Raw genomic sequence first — 19,651 nt, forward strand, 5'->3', positions numbered from 1 at the left:
ATGAACGAGTCGTCTGAAATGATCCGGAAGCTGGATTCGGAAGAGGAGTTTCGTCTTCACGAAAGCATCCTCCTGGCTCACGATTATGCCTCGCTGATGGAGCAGATGGGGCGCGCGATCGAAGAGGCCATTGGCTCGTCGTTGCCGATTCTTCGCCTGACGCTCTCCCATCCGACGAACAGCCGTGTGCGGATTCAACTGGCGCAGAAGCGTGGTATTGTCAGCGTCGATCGGCCGCATCCGGTGACAGATACGGACCCGCATCCGGAGTTTCTCCTGGGGGTCCCAACGCTCGTCGGTGCCAAGGCCGAGATTCTGGAAGGCGACAAGAAGTGGAAGGCTCCAAAGTCGATTCCCGACAATAGCCTGCTGATTCCGCTCGAAGAAGGTGGCGAGACGTGCGGCGTCCTGCATGCGGAACTTGTCCCCGAACAAGTCGAGCCTTTGCGCAAGGGCTGGGACCGGCTTGGTCGAATCGCACGCGCAGCGCGAAAAGTCATCACGGTCTGTCACGAGTTCGAGCGCGTGCGCTTTGAACGCAACGACATGCAGGAGATCTTCGAGGCCACGACGTACTTGCAGGGGACGGAGTCGGCGGAATCCCTCGCGCAAGCCGCCGCGGAGGTGATGGTCGAGCGGTTGGGTGCGGATCGTTCAGTCATCTTGTGGTTCGACAAGCGCGCAAGCAAGTTGGTGGGAATTGCCTCACATAACTGCGATGAGTTGCATCGCGTGATTGAAGTACCGATCCTGGAGGATGCTGGAATCCTGGCAGAGACATTCCGCCAGGCCAGTGCGCAATGGGTGACGGAGATTTCCGAGCGCGATCCGATTCCGCGCAGCGATCAGGCCCCGGCGCGGCCGCGCTTTCACGCGCTTTGCCTGCCGCTGATCGTCGGCAATCACCCCAAGGGGGTCATCTACGCCGACCACAGAGAAAACCGCGCGCAGATCACTCTGCAGCGCCTGATCTTCCTGCAGCTTTTCGCGAATAACATTGGCGCCACGATCGAAGCCGCACGCCTGATCGAAGAAATCGGACGTCTTGCAGATCAGGATGGTCTGACAGGCCTCGCAAATCGTCGCGCGTTTGACGTGACCGTTCGACGAGAGGTTCTGCGTGCAGCGCGTTACGACCAGCCGCTCTCGATTCTGATGATCGATATCGATCGCTTCAAACACATGAACGACACATACGGCCACCTGGCCGGCGACCAGGCAATCATCGCCACGGCCCACGTGCTGCAGGAAGCAATCCGCGAGACGGACTTCGTCGCTCGTTATGGCGGCGACGAGTTTGTCGTCCTGATGCCGAATACGGATGCAACGCAGGCCGGTATTGTCAAGGAACGCATTATCGAAGTCGCCCGCAAGCGCGCCGAGCTTCTCGATCGCGAGAAGTGGCACTACAGCCTGTCGTGCGGTCTGCGCTCTGCGCGTGGACAAGAAGCGGAGCAGTTGCTCGAGAGTGCTGACAAGGCGCTCTATGCGCAAAAGGAAGCGCAGGTTCGTCGCTCGCTGCTGCAGACGTTGGTGATCACGCCGCCCGAAGAGCTGCATAACTGGAATCACTATCTCAGCAAGATCCTGCGCGTGCTCTACGAGAAGGAGCCGCATTATCATTCGCATGCGCTCCGCGTGATGAATCTCTGCGTGTCCGTTGCAAGTCGTGCCGGCTGGGAACGCGACGAGGTTGAGTGCGTTGCGCTGGCGGCGTTGCTGCACGATGTCGGAAAGATCTCGATTCCGGGCTCCATCCTGTCACGTCCCGGTCCGCTCTCGTCCCGCGAGTACAAACTCGTACAAGCCCACACAAAAGTCGGCATGGACTTGCTGAAGGAAGTGCACTACATGGGCGAAACGGTGAACCTGGTGGGCTCGCACCATGAACGCTGGGACGGCAACACGAAGTGCGAATTCCCTGCCTATCCTGGCGAGTTGGCCGGTGAGGACATTCCGCGCGGGGCGCGCTTGCTGAAGCTGTGCGACAGTTACGATGCGATGACCTCGCCGCGTCCGTACTCGACACCGATCTCTTCAGAGGCCGCCGTCGCCATCATCCGCGAAGAGGCCGGTCGCTCCTTCGATCCGGGAATTGTCGAGTTTCTAGCACAATGGGTTGAAGATTGCGAATCGCGCCCACTTGTTCCGGTTCGTCACTCATGACTCTGCACGACAAGCTCGAAGATCTCTACCATCGATTCCACAGACCAGAGTTCCTCGATCGCGATCCACTCGGCGTCGCGCATCGGTACGATGATCCTGCAGACCAGGAGGTCGCCGCATTGATCGCAGCGTCGTTCGCGTTCGGCAATGTGACAGCGATCCTCCGCACGCTCGATCGCATTCTCAAACCGCTCGGAGCGCATCCGGCGAAGGCGATTGCCGACCGCCAGCCGGCGGATTGGCGGAATGCTTATCGCGGATTCGTCTACCGCTGGGTTCATGCAAAAGACTTGCGGGTCTACCTGGCGTGGATCGGATGTGCGCTGCGTGAGCACGGTTCACTCGGCAACCTTTGGCGGGCACTCGATGAGAACGAGCCGAACGTTCTTCCCACGATGGAGCGCTGGGTCGATGCATTGCGATCGACAGACACGGGCAGACTGCAACCAAGACGCCGGGTGTTGGAGCGCACAGGCGGCAACCACTCGGAACTCCCCTCGGGCGCGCACATGCTGCTGACCTCCCCCGCCGGGAAGAGCGGCTGCAAGCGCATCAACCTGTTCCTGCGCTGGGTGTGCCGCCCGGCAGACGGTGTCGACCTGGGATTGTGGGATGTGTCGATGAAGCGGCTCGTCATGCCGGTAGATACGCATATCTTGCGCGTGTCCCAGACGGTCCTGGGAATCACGACACGGCCCAACGCGGATCTGAAGACGGCTTTGGAAATTACGGACGCGTTCGCGCGCATCTCGCCGGATGATCCCTGCCGCTACGATTTCGCGCTGACGCGACCGGGAATCTTAAAGCTGACGGAAGAAGAATTCGGCTAGAACGTCCCAGAGCTCTGCCCGGCAGTTTCAATAGCCAGGACAAAGGAGCCGACCAGAATTGGAATCAAGCCGCCAATTAGAAACACGAATGGTGGCCAAGCACGTTTCCAGTACATAATCAGCCAGATCAGAGGAACGATTCCGCATGTAAACAGTCCGCCGAGTCCCCACCAGACGTTTGTCTTGAACATCTCGACCAGAAACCAGACTCCACCCCCGACGTTTACGGCTCCTCCAATAACCAGCACCAAGATGGCGATCATCATCATCACGGACATTTGCGGTTCCTCCGAGAATCAGGCCTGCAGCGATTCCAGCTTGCTTCTCATTGCGTCGACGTCGGCCTCGAGCTTCGCCAGCCGGTCGCGTTCCTTCTGAACCACGTCGGCGGGTGCCTTCGAGGTGAACTTTTCGTTCCCGAGCTTGTTACGACAGGCGATCAAGCCCTTCTCGGAGAAGGCGAGTTCCTTCTCCAGGCGCTGGCGCTCCTGCTCGACAAGCTCCTGCGGCAGCTTCACGAGAATTGTGAGGTCGCCGCTGACGAAGGTCGAGGCAAATTCGGGATGCTCGACTGTTTCGCCGATCGTGCATTCGCTGACGGAAGCCAGTTGGCGGATGGCCGGCGCGCCAAGCTCCAGGCGCCGGCGGGCCACGGCGTCGCGGTGCTCGATCAGAACTTCGACCTTCATTTCCGGCGGGATACGCATCTCGCCGCGGATATTCCGGATGGCCCCAATGGCCTCCTGCAGCAGTTGGATCGTGGCATCCGCCTCCGCGTCCACGGCCTGGTCGTGATTCACGGGCCAGGCGCCAACGGCCAGGGCGAGGGATTCAAACGTATCCGGGAAGCCGAGCGTCTCGACGGAACGTCCCGGGGCTGCAGGTGCCAACTCGTCGGCCTCGCTGCCGGTCAAGCGCTGACGCAGGATATGCCAGATTTCCTCCGTCGCAAACGGCATCACGGGATGCAGAAGGCGGCAGATGTGCTCCAGCACGGTTACCAGAACGATCCGCGCCGCACACGCGGTATCCGGATCGTCGCCGTACACGCGCGCCTTCACAAGTTCCAGGTACCAGTCGCAGTAATTCCGCCAGACGAAATCGTACAGCGTCGCGACGTAGCGATCGAACTCGTAGTCCTCCAGGTGCTTTGTGGCGCCGGCAATGGTCTGCGCAAGCTGACTGAGGATCCAGCGGTCCTCGACGCGCAGGTGCTCCTTTGGCACGCCGCCGCGGAATTCGTCGCCGGTCAACGGCTCCGTCACCATCATCACGAAACGCGACGCATTCCAGAGCTTGTTCACGAAGTTGCGATAGCCTTCGAAGCGCGTCCAATCCAGGTCGATGTTGCGACCGAGCGCTGCATAAGCGCCCACGGTCAGTCGCAGCGCATCGGTTCCAAATTCCTCGATCACGTTGATCGGATCGATGACATTGCCTTTCGACTTCGACATCTTCTCCCACTTGGCCAACACATTCTTCGGCAGATTGCCGCTGGCCTCCATCTCGCGCGCTTCCATCGGCGGGATCAGCTTATAATCGCTGCCCTTCTTCTCGTAGAATGTCTTCCCGAAAATCAGCCCGTGCATGTAGACGTCGCGGAACGGGCGCTCGCCGATCAGTTCGAGGCCAAACATGATCATGCGCGCGACCCAGAAGAAGAGAATGTCGTGGCCAGTGACCAGAACGTTCGTCGGATGCCACTTCTTCAGATCGTCGGTTTCCTCTGGCCAACCAAGAACCGCTGCCGGCCAAAGCGCCGATGAGAACCACGTATCGAGCACGTCGGATTCCTGTTCCCAGGCATCCGGCTCGGCCGCGACCTCGGGCGGATCGCCTTCGCCATCGTAACACACGACGACGGAGGGATCGTCCTTGCGATACCAGATCGGAATGCGGTGCCCCCACCACAACTGGCGACTGATACACCAGTCGCGCACGTTGGTCATCCAGTTCGTATAAATGTCCTCGTAGGGGTGCGCGGGGATGATGCGAATGTCCTTCTGCTGAACAGCAGCGAGGGCTTTTTCTGCCAGCGGCTTGATCTTCACGAACCACTGCTTGGAAAGGCGCGGTTCGATGACGGATTTGCTGCGATAGCCGCGACCGATGCGATGATCGTGCTCTTCGATCTTCTCCAGCAACCCGAGTTCCTTGAAGTCGCGCACGATCGCTTCGCGCGCTTCGTAGCGATCCAGCCCTTCGTACTTCCCGCCATTCTCGTTGATGCGCGCATCATCGGTCATGACGTTGATCATTTCAAGATTGTGGCGCTGGCCACATAGGAAGTCGTTCGGATCGTGGCCCGGTGTGATCTTCACGACGCCGGAGCCGAAGTCTTTCTTCACGAAATCATCGGCAATGACCGGAATCAGGCGATCTACTAACGGCAGTCGCACGTTCTTGCCGATCAGGCCCGTCCAACGTTCATCGGTCGGATTCACCGCCACGGCCGTGTCGCCAAGCATCGTTTCCGGGCGCGTCGTCGCAACGGTCACATGACCGCTACCATCCTCGAGCGGATACTGCAGGTGCCACAGATGGCCCTTCTCGTCTTCGTATTCCACTTCGTCGTCGGAGAGCGCCGTCTTCTGAACGGGATCCCAGTTCACAAGGTACTCGCCGCGGAAAATCAGCCCGCGATCGTAGAGGCGCTTGAAGGCAACGCGCACCGCACGCGCACGCGTGTCGTCCAGCGTGAACGCTTCGCGGTCCCAATCGCATGAACACCCCAGGCGGCGGAGCTGATTCACGATTCGATCGCCGTGGTCTTTCTTCCACTTCCAGACTTCCTCGACAAAGGCGTCACGGCCCATCTCGAAGGGCTCTTTGCCTTCGCGACGGAGCTTCTCGACGACGACGTGCTGCGTCGCGATGCCCGCGTGATCCGTCCCGGGAACCCAGACGGCATTCTTGCCTCGCATGCGCTCGAAACGCATCAGGGTGTCCTGGATCGTCTCGTCCAGCCCGTGGCCCATGTGCAATACACCCGTCACATTCGGCGGCGGGATAACGATGCAGTAGGGCTCGCCTTCGGCCTTCGGGTCGGCGTGGAAGAAGCGATTCTCCTCCCAGAACGCGCCCCAACGGGCTTCGGTTTCCTGAGGCTGGTAATGTTTCGGCAACTCGGCAGTCACGGCGGGGTTCCTTGTCAGAAGGTCGATGCGCCGGTCAATGCCCGGCGGAATCGGATTAGTACGCGCGCAAGGGTGGGGGCGTCAACTGGGGAGCGGCCAACAGCCGTACGCCCTCCCGCAATGGGAGGGCGTACGTGGACAAACGGTCTGGACGAGTGGTTATGGGATATCGGCAGAATCGATCAGCGCATCATCGTTCTGGTCCGCCCTCAGATCTGCATTGCGCTCTCCGACGATCATTTCCACCACGCCCTGAGTGTCATAGGGTGTCGGCGATGGAGTGGGAGACGGCGTGGGCGTTGGGCAATACGAGTTGGGTGCCCGAACTGTCGGCGGATACTGCGAGTAGGCGTCTGTATTCCGAGTGCCGCCCCAGCCGTTTGGACATCGCTGACTGGAATGCCCCTGGACGTCGCCGCCGGCGGATTCGTCCACAACGGGCTGGCCCGGATTCAAGAGGTTCATGATGGGCGAGGATTGCGAGACCGTTCCCGTTCCAGCCACGAAAACGATTGCATCGACGAGTGCCGCGGTTGTCGGAGCCGACCCGACGGGGAAATCGATCGCGTCGGCGTGGTAGAGCCCGATCGCTGCACCATCGTTCGGCAGCGTATTTGTGGTAAGCCGAATTGCCGGCGTCACTGAAAGGTTCTCTCCACCCAAAACAAAGTAGCCATCCATGGTAGTAAACTCGCCGTCCAGGTCGAACGTCTGAGTCACCGTTGGGGACGAGGAATTGTCCGCGTAAACCACGACCGCGAAACCGTCCAGCGGAGTGTTCGGGAATCCGCCATTGAAGATCTCGATGAACTCCGCGCGGTCGACGGTTCCAAGCGTATCCGCGTCGACCTCATTGATCAGAAGCTGAGGAGTCGGCAACGGAGTGGGCGTCGGCGTCGGAGATGGGGTTGGTGTGGGAATGATCCCGATGCCATTCAGAGCGACAAGTCCGGATGATGTCATCGTGTCTTGTGGGATCACCTGGAGGACTGCGTGTTTCTCCCCCACTGAGTCCGGATCGAAGTTCACACTGACGCTCAATACGTCACCTGGATTGAACGCGGCCGGCAGGGCAACGAATGACTGGAGATTGAACTGATCGGCGGCCAGGCCTGCGATCACGATGTCGGTGATAATCGTCGCGTTGCAGTAAGCGAAAGTGACGTCCTGCGTGCTTGTCGGTCCTGCGTCGATATCTCGTATACCGAAGTCCAAGAGATCGGTCGAGATCGTATCGCAAACCTGTGCCCCGTTGCCGAGGAGAGGCACCGACGTCGGCGGTTCGGGTGGAGGATAAACGTCATGGGTGATAATAAGTTCAGCAGTCTTGGGACCGAGCGAATCGGGATCGAACTCTATGCCGATCGTCACAATGACGCCCGGTTCAATCGGACCGGTGACATTGTTGAGGATCGTGAACTCGCTGGCATCCGGCCCGACGATCTGGAGCTGATCGACGGTCAACGGCAAGACTCCCGTGTTCTCGATATCCACGCCCAGGCTCTTGGTGGGATTCCCATCCGTTCCGACAGCATCGACGTCGCCGAAGTCCAAGACCTCCGGACTCACGAGGATCTCCTGGGCTCCGCCTGTGCCTTCCAGGCGCAGGATGTTCTCTGGTTCGATCTCGCTGTCGGTCGTGACCGTGACAAGCGCCGTCTGAATACCTTTGCCGATGGCAGGACTGGCATTGGGAGCGAACGTCAAATCGATCCCAGTCTGCTGGCCTTCGAGCAGAACCATCGGGACCGGGTTATCGAGGGCGAGAATGAACTGTGCAGAGTTCGGGCCGCTGAGTTCGATGCTGTCGATTCGAAGCGATCCCGATGTGCTGATGATGTTCGAGTGCACGGGCGGGATGCTCGTCTGGCCGATCGGGACCAGGCCAAAACCAATCAGGCCACTGCGCGTCATGTCCAAATCGGACTCGTAGGAGACCTTCATGGAAACGTAGTTCACGTGCATCTGCTTTCCGATACTGGAGTTGATGCGTTGCGCAAAGACGCCCCAGCGGATCACGCCGGTTTCGGAATTAATGAAATCGGCAAAGCTGGTGAAACCCGTCATGGCTTGTGGCACGACTCGAATCAGTTCCGTCGTAGTTTGCCGATCGATCACAAGATTCGGCTCCAAGGCCACCCAGGAGTCTGCCGCAAAGGCATCTGCCTGGCCCGCCTTCTGAATCCAGATCTGGTGAGGCCGATCCTGGTTCCCGCTCGAATAGCCCTCGAACGTGAACTCGATCGATGTGATCTGATCGACGGACTCCTGAACGACCATATCGAGTTGAAGAAAGGTCGCCTCCGGAGGCGTCGGATCGACGGTTACCCACTCGTCATCATTGCTCGCCGAAGGCGAGGAGATGGCGCTGTACTGCTCGGCCGTCGCTTCGACGAAGCTCTTGCGATCATTCGGGGAGGTGTAAGGGAACTGAAGCACGCGGCTCTCGTGAGCCTGCACCGTCCCTCCCGGAGTAATCCCCCTGAATGTATAGGACGTCGAAGAAGTTGCTGCGAATGCGGGATGCGATAGTATCGAAACAGCCAGGAACAAAAGTAATGCAGGTGAAAAGCGGTGGCACTGCATGGTGATACCCTTATCAAATGTTATCGTATCAACCGTTGGTCCACACCTTATGCCATGGTGCGATGCATCTCTCCTTTGATGCCATGTGTAGGTTATCCTATCTGTCCCTCCTATCGGTAACAAGCAGATTCCGGAGCCCGCCAAACGCAAACCGGCCCGGGGACGCTCTGTCCCCGGGCCGGTGATCAAGTGCGATGAAGCGGATTCTTACAGGGTCGGCACTGTGCGGGCGGCGCTGGGTTCCTTCGAGGACTTCAGAGCCGTGCGAGCCTGCTCGACCAGGGACGTGAAGCCCTTCGGGTCGTTGATGGCGATCTCAGCCAGCATCTTGCGATCGATCTCAACACCGGCCATGTTCAGGCCATTGATCAAACGCGAGTAAGCCATGCCGTTCTGGCGGCAAGCGGCGTTGATGCGAGCGATCCACAGACGGCGGTATTCGCGCTTCTTCTGCTTGCGGTCGTTGAAGGCGTACTGCAGCGCGCGCATGACGTTCTCATTGGCGGTGCGGAACAACCGATGGCGTCCACTGTAGAAGCCGCGGGCCTGCTTCAAAACTTTCTTACGACGTTTCCGCGATGCGGGGTTATTTGTTGCTCTGGGCATGACAGTCTGCCTCCGTGATATGTCGTCTAAACGATTCCCCTGGGGAACCGGGGCGAGAGTGCGGGGTTACTGGTTCAACATCCTCTTCAGGCGGCCCTCATCGGAGCCGTCGACGTAGGTGTGCTTGCGCAGGTGGCGCTTACGCTTTGCGTCCTTCTTCGTCAGGATGTGACGCAGGCCCTGCTTTTTGTGCTTGATCCGGCCGGAAGCAGTCACTTTGATGCGCTTCTTCATTGCGGCCTTGGTTTTCATCTTCGGCATTTTGGGAAACTCCCTTGGCGTAGATCGTTCTATCCGGCTTCCGGGGAAACCGGCCGGCAGACAATTCCGGTCTGCCAGGTGTTCGGCTCGCTCTTACGAGGTGGCCGCTTTGTCCTCTTCTTGATTTGCCTGCTCCGGCTTCCAATCCTTCCGCCGGGTGACAATCATGTGCATGAACTTGCCGGTCTGGCTCGGCGGCTTTTCCATCTCTGCAATGTCTTCCAGCTCTTTCAGGACTGCCGAGACAAGCTGCTGTCCCAACTGCGGCTTGGTGACTTCGCGCCCGCGATACTGGAAGGTGAACTTCACCTTGTCGCCGTTCTCCAGGAACTTACGAACTTTGCGCAACTTCGTATCCCGATCGTGGGCATCGATCGTCACGCGCATCTTGCATTCTTTCAGTTCGGACGACTTGGCCTTCTTCCGGGAGGCTTTCAGGCGCCGTTTCTGCTCGTACATCACCTTTCGGTAGTCATAGATGCGGCACACCGGCGGGTCGGCATTGGGAGCGACCTCGACAAGGTCCAGTTGGGCCTCCTTGGCGCGCTGCAGGGCATCCTCGGTTGCAACGACGCCGAGCTGTTCACCCTCCTGGCTGATAAGGCGGACCGACTTTGCGCGTATCTGATCATTGATGCGAGCGGTAGGCTTAATGGCTGATTCCTCCGTTTGACTGGCGATATCCCAACAAAAAAAGCGGAGCACCGAATCGATCGGCTCTCCGCATACAAACATAACCCAGGCGCCGCTCTACTTGCCACGACCCGGGAGAATTCTGCTTGTTTGTCCAACCCGGTTGCAGCCACCTGGGCGCGTGCGGGTGAGAAGCGGAGAGCTTCTACTTTGTGTTCGGCCTCTTCTTCTCTGAAGGGGCGCGCGATACTCCCGACAGGTGGTGCCCCCTGTCAAGCCCGGATTCTTGCTCCTCGTCACGAATTCTCCTGCTTGCGTGACACGCCGATTTTCTTGACGGTTGGGGCTGGGCGCGGCTACCTTCAACTCATGCGGAAGACCGATTTGCGCCAATCTCCCAAGGCATGACGGGCTCGCCATGACGACATCGGTCCGTGAAATCCTACGCTCAGGGCGACTGGAGACTCATTTCCTGCCTGTTCTGGACGTGCAACTCCGCTGTATTCACGCCTGGGAAGCCCTTGCCCGCGGGCCGGAAGGGGCATTTCCCGATTCCAGCTTCCCCCTGCTGCACGCCGCTCAAGAAGAGAATCTTCAGTCGGAATTCGAACTGACCGCCATCCGGCATGCAGTGGATCGCTTCCGCTTTCACGACCCAGGGGTCAAACTCTGGCTCAATTCCGGATCGGACCTCCTGCTGGATGAGACATTTGTCAATGAGGTCCGCGAGCTCCTGAACGAGACACGCGCAAATCCGACCGAGACTCAGATGATCATGAGGCTCCCGCGGGACCTGTCGCCGGCGCAGATGACGCTCCTCTCATCGGCGCTCAAGAGCCTCCAGCCGTTCGAGGTGATCGTCGCCTTCGATCAGTTGCCCGATTCACGCGAGTTCGCGGAAGTCTGTCGACGCCTCCCCGCCTTGCACTACTTGAAAATCGGTCGCCACGCTATCCGCGATCTTCCTTCGCGCGCAATCAAGCGCATGCACCTGGACGATCTTGCCAGCAAGGCCCGGGAGTTTGACATCCAGCTCATTGCTGAAGGTGTCGAGACGATGGAGGAGCTTCATGCCATCCGACCCCTGCGTCCTCAGTACGTCCAAGGCTTTCTGTTCGGTCGACCCGGCGACCCGCCGGAGGTTGACGTCCGCCTGCTTCCCGAGCTTGAAGTCTCAGCACCAGTGGTTCGCAAACGAGACCATTGGAAGAGCATCGGCGATCTCATGACTCCTGCGCCGGTTGTGACGAGACGGACTCCGCTCTCGACAATCAAGGAACTGCTGGCGAATCACCCAGAGTTGCCAGGAATTCCCGTGCTGGACGAAGCCCGGCCGGCGGGCCTGATTCATCGTTGCGATGTTGAGTCTCGCGAAGACGATGCGATCGCGCGCGATCTTCTGGATGCGTCGATCACAATTGCCGGCGCGCACGAAGAACCGGCGGATGTTCTTCGCCATCTCGTCGAAGATTCGCACGGGCAATCGCGATTACCGGAAATCCTGTTTGTCCAATGGGATGGGCTTTATCAGGGAGTCGTGCTGCTCGAGTCCCTGCGCTCGCATCTACAGAACTAAACGATTGGGCCTCACAAGAACAACCGGCTTCCCAGGGGCGGGCTGGGAGGCCGGTCGGAGCGGGGGCAGGACCCCTGCTCTTTAATGGAGATGGGGGCCGTTGAAGGCCCGCGCCACCTCCAATGTCCTTCGTTTGCGGGTTGCTTTGCTCTTCTCAGACCAGCATCAGCAGCGGGTCCTGCAAAGCTGCCTTCAGGTCTTGAAGATAGGACGCTCCGACCGCTCCGTCAACAACACGATGATCACAACCCATCGTTACAGTAAAAACTTTGCCGACGGTGAGTTCGCCGTTGCGCACGACGGGCTTCTCGATAGCCGCGCCGATCGCAAGGATTGAGGACTCGGGGGGATTCATGATCGCGTCGAAATTATCGATCCCGAACATCCCGAGATTACTGATCGTCTGCACGCCGCCAGTCAGATCTTCTTCGCCCAGTTTGCGCTCGCGTGCGCGGCCCGCAAGTTCACGAAGTTCCTGGGCAAGCGCGATCACGCCCTTCATGTTCGCGTTGCGAATGACCGGCGTCAGAAGCCCATCCTCGATCGCAACGGCGACCGAAATGTCTGCCGTGTTCTTGCGGATCAGTTTGCCATCGATCCACTGCGTGCGGACCCACGGGTGCTGCATGCACGTGGCGGCAACTGCCTTGATGATGAAGTGCGTCAACGTCACCTTCGATTCCGGGTAACGCTCGCGGACGACTGCGACGGCCTTCTCGAGCGGCTCGGCGTCGACTTCGACGGTGAGGTTGAATGCAGGAACTTCCTGACGCGAGTAAACGAGGCGACGCGCGATGGTCTTGCGCATTCCGGATAGCGCGATCTCTTCGTCCTCGCCACCGATCGCCGCGGCAAAGCTGGGCGCCGGGGCCTTCGCGGCGGCCTTCGCGGAGCCTGAGCCGAGAGCCGCTTCGATGTCCCGCTTCACAATGCGGCTGTTCGGTCCGCTTCCGTCAATTGCCGAGAGGTCAAGACCATGATCGTCGGCCATCTTGCGCGCCAGCGGCGACGCAACGATCCGTCCGTTGTCGCTCTTCGCGGCGGGCTTCGGCGTCTCCTTGGCGGGTTCGGGCGCACGTCGCAGGTCGACTTCGGGAGCCTTCGACTGCTTGACGATTGGCTGCTCGTCATCCTGCTTGGGAGCAGGTTCCTTTTCCTTTTTCTCAGTCGGCGATGGCTTGATGTCAGAGACATCCTCGCCTTCCTCGCCAATCACGGCGATTTCCTGCCCGACGGGAACTGCCTGGCCCTCGGAAGCCATGAGCTTCAGCACCGTGCCGTCGTCGAACGCTTCCTGCTCCATGACAGCCTTGTCGGTTTCAATTTCCGCCAGAACATCGCCAGCGGAAACACGATCGCCTTCCTTCACATGCCACTTCACGATCGTACCTTCCGACATTGTCGGAGAAAGCTGGAGCAACTGAATGGGACTTGCCATCGTATCGATATCCTTCCCGGGATCGTATTCGCTTAGTCGACGTAACAGACTTTCTCCACCGCCGCGACGACATCGGCCGGGATCGGCAGAGCAAGTTCTTCGAGGTTGTAGGCATACGGCATCGGAACATCCTTCGCCGCCAGACGCTCGATGGGAGCATCCAGGTAATCGAACGCGCGGCTGGCAACTTCGCCTGCCACCCAGGCGCCGACACTTGCCTTCGGCCAGCCTTCTTCGACAACGACAACGCGATTCGTCTTCTTCACGCTCGCGAGGACCGTATCCCAATCGAGCGGGCTGAGTGTCATCAGGTCGATGACTTCACAGTCGATGCCCTTGGCTGTCAATTCCTCGACAGCAGGCAGGACCGCAGCCGTCAGCATGCGTGACCACGTAATGATCGTAACATCGTCGCCTTCGCGCTTCACGTCCGCCTTGCCGAGAGGAATCAGGAATTCGGGTTCTTCGGGCACTTCGCCGCGGAAGTTGTAGAGCTTCTCGGCCTCGATGAAGATGACCGGATCGTTGTCGCGGATGGCGGACTTCAGAAGGCCTTTCGCATCGCGCGGCGTTCCGGGCATGACGACCTTGATGCCTGGAATGTGAACGTATTGCTGCTCGAGGGACTGGCTGTGCTGGCTGGCCAGCGCGCCGCCCGCGCCACCCGGCCCACGAAGCGTCATCGGAACAGTGAACTGTCCGCCGGACATATAGCGCAGCTTCGCCAGGTTATTGATGATCTGGTCGAGTGCGAGGATTGCGAAGTTGAACGTCATCACTTCAATCACGGGACGCATTCCAACGTGCGCGGCACCGATGCCGAGGCCGACAAAGCCGGCTTCCGTGATCGGCGCATCGACGACTCGAAGGTCGCCGAAGCGATCGAGCAGTCCCTGCGAAACTTTGTAAGCGCCGTGGTACTGGCCGACCTCTTCTCCCATCAGGAAGATCTGATCGTCGCGCTCCATCTCCTCGGCGAGGGCCTGGTTCAGCGCCTCGCGGTACGTAATCTCTGCCATGGAAATCTCCAGTATATCTGAACCGTATTGAGCTTCCCGTCGGGGACGGAGTTAGTTGTCTGTCGGGCCGGGGTATCCCGGATAATCGAGGTAGACGTCGGTGTAGAGTTCGCTCGGGTCGGGCTGAGGCGCCTCGTCCGCGAACTTGATGGCGTCCATGACGGTCTCTTTGATCTCGTCTTCCATCTTCTTCACCAGCGCGTCGGTGATCAGATCCGGATACTGCTCGCGCAGTCGATCCATCGGATCCTTAGCACGCCAGGCCTGCACCTCGTCCTTAGTACGATACGTTGTGGCCGGGTCGGACATCGAGTGGCCGCGATAGCGGTAGCAGATTGCCTCGATGAACGTCGGACGTCCCGTGTTGCGAGCGCGGTCGGCGGCCTGCTGCATCGTCTGGTACACGTCCAGAACGTCCATGCCATCGCACTGGACTCCGCGGATGCGATATGCCCCGGCCGTGCGCATATAGAGCTGCGGCTCGGCGCTCGCGCGCGTCACTGCCGTGCCCATGCCGTAGCGATTATTCTCTACGATGTAGACGACCGGCAGATTCCACAGCGACGCCATGTTGAGGCTCTCGTGGAACACGCCCTGGTTCATCGCCGCCTCGCCCATGTAGCAGACGATCACCTGGCCGGTCTTGTTGTAGCGCGCTGCCCAGCCGGCACCAGTTGCCAACGGAACGTGTCCACCGACGATGCCGTTGCCGCCCATCATGCCGGCCTTCGCGTTGAACAGGTGCATGGAGCCGCCCTTGCCCTTGCTGCAGCCGGCGGCCTTGCCGAAGAGCTCGGCCATCACTTCGCGCGGGGTAATTCCGCGGATCAGGGCATGGCCGTGATCGCGATAGGTCGTGAAGATCAGGTCCTTCTCTTCGAGCGCCGCGACGCTGCCGACAGCAACGGCTTCCTGGCCGATGTAGAGATGGCAGAAACCGTGGATCTTCTGCATCTGGTACTGCTGGGCCGTGCGCTCTTCGAAACGACGGATCAGAAGCATCTGGCGATAGATATCGACCAGCTTCTCCTTGGGCAGATCGACATGGGGCCGAGGAGTCGGCGCCGAAGCCTTGCGCGTTGCCTTCTTGGCCGGAGCCTTTGCAGCTTTCTTCGCAGAGCCCTTGGCCGCGGGAGCTTTGGCGCCCTTGGCCTTCGTGGAACGAGTCTTAGATGTAGCCATGAACAATATACCAATCGAAGTGGTTGGTTTGAAGCCCGATCGTCCGGGCGAAAATCTCAGCTTTCTTGCGGGAAAACGACCGTGTTTCTCCTGGCGGCGCCAACCGACTGCGCCGCGATCCGGGGTCTTCACCGTCGCGCGGCGGGTACCGTAGGAGTCCCCTCAGGCCCGATGCAACAGCGATTTTCAGACCAGTTTGTGACAACTTGACACGATCTGCAAGCACTCGTGATCTGTGCCCTTCAAACACCGATTAGGCAGCCGATTCTCCCTTCGTCCGGCCTGCGGATGTCACGCCGACCTGGGCGAAAGAGGATTGCTTGGGATGCCTCAAAACACTGCATCCGAGATGGCAGATGGGGCGTGCACAATCAGGCGCATTGATGATGGACCAGGCACATCCGAGATTGGAGTGGAAATAAAACCTTTTATCCAACCGCTCCAATAAATTTCAGAAATCCAAGGCTAATACATTGACCAGCCACGCCCATTCTGCATACTCGGATTGTGTTGCAAGTCTCGATTGTAAACCAAAAGGGGGCCGAAACATGAAGACGCGATGCGCACCAAGTCTTCAATGCATGGCAGTCGCGGGCGGGATTCTCCTCGCAGCGGCCGCAGCGCCCGCCCAGAACACCAATCCTCAGGTGACCTGGCACTGGCACATGCACCAACCGATTTATTGGAATGATCAGCAGGAAAACGGCGACGATCGGTATGAATACGCCTGGGAATCGATCCAGGCCAAGGACGCCGGCCGGGCTTATCCGGAAAACAATCTGCGCGAGATCTTCGGCAAAGAAGACCGCGTGGCCGCATATCAGTATCGGATGCGCGATGCACTGGGGGCGATCGGGGGATACGCCAATTCCGGTGCGACGACGAGCTACTCCGGAGCGCTGATGGAGAATGTCGAGAGTATGGGCAATGCCTGGCAGTTGGGCTACAGTCCCGGCTGGAAAGATCCACTGGCTGAAGCTAACAACTGGGAAACCACGGGCGGCCATCACCGTCTCGATATCGTGAATTTCTCGTACCACCACGCCTTGCTGGCGCTCCACAATGACGAAACCGTCTATATGGAGCTTCGCCTGGCGCAGGAGAAGGTGAAGGAAGAATTCGGATCCGCGGCGGTCTCGAAGGGCTTCTTCCCGACGGAAATGTGTTTCTCGGAGCGCTTGATCCCCGTCATGAACGACCTGGGGATCGATTGGGCGATCGTTTCCGGCGAGCACGTTGCCCGCGCCTGCCCGGATTTCCCGCTTCAACTGGGATCCGGCGGCGTCAACTGCGCCCCGCCAAACGCGGCCGACCAGATCAATCCGAACGGCGAGTCCTTTATCCGTACATCGATCAGCCGCGGCTGCGCGCCGGTTCAGGCGAACCCGATGTCCTACCAGCCCGCGTACGCGAAGTACGTCGATCCGGAAACCGGGCAAGAGCACAAGACGATCGTCGTTCCATCCGACCAGGGCTATGGTTGGGAAGATGGCTACGGATGTCTCGGTGCCGGATTCCTGACGGCTTTGAACGACCGCAACGATCCGAATCAACCGTCGCTCGTCGTGCTGGCGCACGATGGTGACAATGCCTTCGGCGGCGGTTACAGCTATTACAACGAATGCGTTCCGAATCTTGCCGGCGGCGCCGCGTCGCAGGGCAATGAAGTGACTTCGATTCAGCAGTATCTGCAGGACTTCCCACCCGATTCCTCGGAAGTGATTCACGTCGAGGACGGCGGCTGGGTGAACGCCGATGGCGACTTCGGCAGCCCGATGTACATTAACTGGAACTTCCCGTTGCTCGATGCAAACGGCCAGCACGATCCCGTCAACGGGTGGCACGAGAAGCCCCGCGAGATGGCGCTGTTCACCGAGGCCCTCAACCGTGTGCTGACGGCTCAACAGATCAGCGGCCATTCGCCGGACTTCAGCAAGATCCTGCATCCTGACGGTTCGACGCACGCCGTCGATCGCGCGTGGCACTACTACCTCGGCGCGTTGGATTCCGGTAACGTCTACTACGGCACGCCGCTGGATCTCGAAATCAAGGGCACAATCGGCGTAAATGAAGTCTACGAGCACGTCGACCCGATCATCGGCGATGCGTCTCAGGATGCGACCCCGCCGACCATCTGGTTGCCGCAGCGCTTCCCGTACAATCCCGGCAGCCTGAACTACGGCGTCGAATTCCAGTACAAGCAGACGATCGACGACGGCGACTTCCACATCTGGACGTTCATCTCTGACGTGAGTGGCCCGGTCACGGCGACGCTGAAAGTGCGCGTCGACAATGACGGCTCGAACCCGTTGAGCTCCAACCAGAATGAGACCTTCGCCGGCGGCAACGAAGTCGGCAACTGGGTCGACATTCCGATGAGCGGCCGCGTGTTCCCAGCCGAAAACGTCTACGACAAGCCTGGCCTCGATTACTACGAATTGCCCGCACACATGCCGTATCACTTTGCGGCCGAAGTGGTCGATTATCGTGACGTTCTGCTCGACTACTACGTCGAAGCCGTCGACGCGAAGGGCAACGTTTCTCGCTCTCCCATCCAGCACGTTTACGTTGGCGATGGCAGCGGCTCGACGGAAGGCACGACTGCCGTCGTGACCGATCCGAAGCCTCCCGTTCGCGGACAAAGCGTCACGATTACTTACGATGCATCGAACCGTGCACTTGCCGGTGCGGCGGAAGTCTACGCACACATCGGCCAGGACGGTTGGCTGAATGTCATCACACCCGATCCCGCGATGAGCTCGCTTGGCGATAACAAGTGGGAAGTCACCTACACCGTTCCGACGGATGCCGGAGTGATCGATCTGGTCTTCAATAACGGCGCCGGAATCTGGGATAATAACGGTGGTGCCGATTGGCATGTCACGACCGTGGCGGGCGATGGCCCGACACCGACTCCGTCCCCGGTTCCGACTGCAAGCCCAACAGCTTCACCTTCTCCGTCACCGTCACCGTCGCCCACGCCTTCGCCGAGTCCATCACCGTCTCCGTCACCTTCGCCTAGCCCCACGCCCACGCCTTCGCCTTCTCCGTCGCCTAGCCCCACAGCTTCGCCGACGCCAATCGATGGCCGCGTGGCGGTCAGCCCGAATCCGCCGGTTGCCGGTTCCACCGTCACGGTGCTCTACGATGCAGCAGGCGGACCTCTCGCAGGCATGGGTTCTGTTTCGATCCACTACGGCTACAACGGGTGGACTGGCGTGCAGGATCTGACCATGTCTCAGAATGCTCAGGGCTTCTGGCAGTACAGCTACACCGTCCCGACGGCCGCGACGCAAATCGATCTCGTCTTCCACTCGGGTGGCACCTGGGATAACAACGGAGGCACCGATTGGCACTACTCAACGAGTGGCGCGACGACTCCGTCCCCAACGCCTTCGCCGACTCCCGAACCCACACCAATCGACGGCCGCGCCGCGGTCTCCCCCGCCACCCCGGTGCCCGGTGAATCTGTAACGGTGCTCTACGATCCGAGTGGCGGTCCTTTGGATGGCAGTGCCTCCGTCAACATTCACTATGGCATCAACGGTTGGAGCGGAGTGCTCGACGAAGCGATGACGCTGAACGCGAGTGGGTTCTTCGAACTGACCTACACCGTTCCGACGGACGCCGATGTGATCGATGTCGTGTTCCACTCCGGCGGTACGTGGGATAACAACGGCGGTTCCGACTGGCACTTCACAACCAGCGGCGGCGTGACGCCGACACCGATTCCCGACCGTGCAGCGACCGTACCTTCACCTCCGCAGGCCGGCGAAGTCATCTCCGTCCTGTACGACGCCGCGGGTGGTCCGCTAGCGAGCGCAAGCAACGTGTACCTACACATCGGAATCAACGCCTGGTCCGAAGTCGACACGTTCGATCATCTGATGTCCCTGAACGCCGATGGCTTCTGGGAGTATAACTGGACGGTGCCTTCAAACGCATCGCAGGTCGATGCCGTGTTCCAGAATGGCGCCGGCACTTGGGATAACAACAACGGGCAGGACTGGCATTTCACAGTGAGCGGAACAGGGGCCGCATATCTTGCGGATCCGTTCCTGTTGATAGCCACTCCGACGCCCACCCCTACGCCCCTGCCGCAGTTGGTGACTCACTGACGGCACTTGGCGTTTCCCTCCCGACACCGAAAGGGCCCTCCAGCAGGAGGGCCTTTTTGGGTTAGGGGCAATTCGGGCAAACCGTTCAACGGTCCTGTT

13 protein-coding genes are annotated in these 19,651 nt (G+C 59.7%); 4 read left to right on the forward strand and 9 right to left on the reverse strand.

Features of this window, described 5'->3' with window-relative positions; genetic code table 11:
- Positions 1–2,166, forward strand: a complete 2,166-nt coding sequence (locus KQI84_01460; protein MCB2153526.1) for a diguanylate cyclase — start codon at positions 1–3, stop codon at positions 2,164–2,166.
- Entirely contained in the window at positions 2,163–2,996 is an 834-nt protein-coding gene (locus KQI84_01465; GenBank protein MCB2153527.1) for a TIGR02757 family protein, read from the forward strand. Before KQI84_01460 ends, KQI84_01465 begins: the two co-directional genes overlap by 4 nt.
- Here the strand turns inward: KQI84_01465 and KQI84_01470 are convergent.
- The 6 genes from KQI84_01470 to infC all read right to left on the reverse strand — a co-directional run bounded on the left by KQI84_01470 (position 2,993) and on the right by infC (position 10,321).
- The gene (locus tag KQI84_01470; protein MCB2153528.1) at positions 2,993–3,274 is read right to left on the reverse strand and encodes a hypothetical protein; all 282 of its coding nucleotides are present in this window, start codon (positions 3,272–3,274) and stop codon (positions 2,993–2,995) included. The two genes, KQI84_01465 and KQI84_01470, sit on opposite strands and share 4 nt — an antisense overlap.
- A gap of 18 nt (positions 3,275–3,292) precedes the next feature.
- On the reverse strand, positions 3,293–6,121 hold the full coding sequence (locus tag KQI84_01475; GenBank protein ID MCB2153529.1) for a valine--tRNA ligase: 2,829 nt from the start codon (positions 6,119–6,121) through the stop codon (positions 3,293–3,295).
- A 171-nt stretch (positions 6,122–6,292) separates the two neighbouring features.
- The gene (locus tag KQI84_01480; GenBank protein ID MCB2153530.1) at positions 6,293–8,593 is read right to left on the reverse strand and encodes a choice-of-anchor D domain-containing protein; all 2,301 of its coding nucleotides are present in this window, start codon (positions 8,591–8,593) and stop codon (positions 6,293–6,295) included.
- A 333-nt stretch (positions 8,594–8,926) separates the two neighbouring features.
- Positions 8,927–9,325 (reverse strand): 50S ribosomal protein L20, encoded by a 399-nt coding sequence (rplT, locus tag KQI84_01485; GenBank protein MCB2153531.1) that lies wholly within the window; start codon positions 9,323–9,325, stop codon positions 8,927–8,929.
- A gap of 66 nt (positions 9,326–9,391) precedes the next feature.
- Positions 9,392–9,586, reverse strand: a complete 195-nt coding sequence (gene rpmI, locus KQI84_01490) for a 50S ribosomal protein L35 (protein MCB2153532.1) — start codon at positions 9,584–9,586, stop codon at positions 9,392–9,394.
- 93 nt (positions 9,587–9,679) lie between these two features.
- Positions 9,680–10,321 carry a translation initiation factor IF-3 gene (gene infC, locus KQI84_01495; GenBank protein ID MCB2153533.1) on the reverse strand — a complete coding sequence of 214 codons (642 nt, stop codon included), beginning with the start codon at positions 10,319–10,321 and terminating at the stop codon, positions 9,680–9,682.
- A gap of 316 nt (positions 10,322–10,637) precedes the next feature.
- On the opposite strand from infC, the gene KQI84_01500 reads away from it, so the two are divergent.
- The gene (locus KQI84_01500) at positions 10,638–11,795 is read left to right on the forward strand and encodes an EAL domain-containing protein (protein MCB2153534.1); all 1,158 of its coding nucleotides are present in this window, start codon (positions 10,638–10,640) and stop codon (positions 11,793–11,795) included.
- Between the two features lie 154 nt (positions 11,796–11,949).
- Here KQI84_01500 and KQI84_01505 read toward each other — a convergent pair whose 3' ends face one another.
- From KQI84_01505 to pdhA, 3 genes are read right to left on the reverse strand one after another with little or no spacing between them, the layout of a single operon-like run.
- Entirely contained in the window at positions 11,950–13,233 is a 1,284-nt protein-coding gene (locus tag KQI84_01505; protein ID MCB2153535.1) for a 2-oxo acid dehydrogenase subunit E2, read from the reverse strand.
- Positions 13,234–13,265: 32 nt separating this feature from the next.
- The gene (locus KQI84_01510; protein MCB2153536.1) at positions 13,266–14,252 is read right to left on the reverse strand and encodes a pyruvate dehydrogenase complex E1 component subunit beta; all 987 of its coding nucleotides are present in this window, start codon (positions 14,250–14,252) and stop codon (positions 13,266–13,268) included.
- A 51-nt stretch (positions 14,253–14,303) separates the two neighbouring features.
- A complete protein-coding gene (gene pdhA / locus KQI84_01515) occupies positions 14,304–15,434 on the reverse strand; it encodes a pyruvate dehydrogenase (acetyl-transferring) E1 component subunit alpha (protein MCB2153537.1) in 1,131 nt (376 codons plus the stop codon).
- A 548-nt stretch (positions 15,435–15,982) separates the two neighbouring features.
- Between pdhA and KQI84_01520 the strand changes: the two genes are divergently transcribed.
- Positions 15,983–19,552: a hypothetical protein gene (locus KQI84_01520; protein MCB2153538.1), complete on the forward strand. Its 3,570-nt coding sequence runs from the start codon at positions 15,983–15,985 to the stop codon at positions 19,550–19,552.
- Positions 19,553–19,651: the final 99 nt, after the last annotated feature.

It is taken from the genome of bacterium (assembly GCA_020444065.1).
In the GTDB taxonomy this organism is placed as follows: domain Bacteria; phylum Sumerlaeota; class Sumerlaeia; order SLMS01; family JAHLLQ01; genus JAHLLQ01.

Excerpts from the sequence above, each read along its gene's own strand:
- KQI84_01460 (MCB2153526.1), top strand. The coding sequence starts at position 1 with ATGAACGAGTCGTCTGAAATGATCCGGAAGCTGGATTCGGAAGAGGAG.
- KQI84_01465 (MCB2153527.1), top strand. The coding sequence starts at position 2,163 with ATGACTCTGCACGACAAGCTCGAAGATCTCTACCATCGATTCCACAGA.
- KQI84_01470 (MCB2153528.1), bottom strand. The coding sequence starts at position 3,274 with ATGTCCGTGATGATGATGATCGCCATCTTGGTGCTGGTTATTGGAGGA.
- rplT (MCB2153531.1), bottom strand. The coding sequence starts at position 9,325 with ATGCCCAGAGCAACAAATAACCCCGCATCGCGGAAACGTCGTAAGAAA.
- rpmI (MCB2153532.1), bottom strand. The coding sequence starts at position 9,586 with ATGCCGAAGATGAAAACCAAGGCCGCAATGAAGAAGCGCATCAAAGTG.
- infC (MCB2153533.1), bottom strand. The coding sequence starts at position 10,321 with ATGTTTGTATGCGGAGAGCCGATCGATTCGGTGCTCCGCTTTTTTTGT.
- KQI84_01500 (MCB2153534.1), top strand. The coding sequence starts at position 10,638 with ATGACGACATCGGTCCGTGAAATCCTACGCTCAGGGCGACTGGAGACT.
- KQI84_01505 (MCB2153535.1), bottom strand. The coding sequence starts at position 13,233 with ATGGCAAGTCCCATTCAGTTGCTCCAGCTTTCTCCGACAATGTCGGAA.
- KQI84_01510 (MCB2153536.1), bottom strand. The coding sequence starts at position 14,252 with ATGGCAGAGATTACGTACCGCGAGGCGCTGAACCAGGCCCTCGCCGAG.
- pdhA (MCB2153537.1), bottom strand. The coding sequence starts at position 15,434 with ATGGCTACATCTAAGACTCGTTCCACGAAGGCCAAGGGCGCCAAAGCT.
- KQI84_01520 (MCB2153538.1), top strand. The coding sequence starts at position 15,983 with ATGAAGACGCGATGCGCACCAAGTCTTCAATGCATGGCAGTCGCGGGC.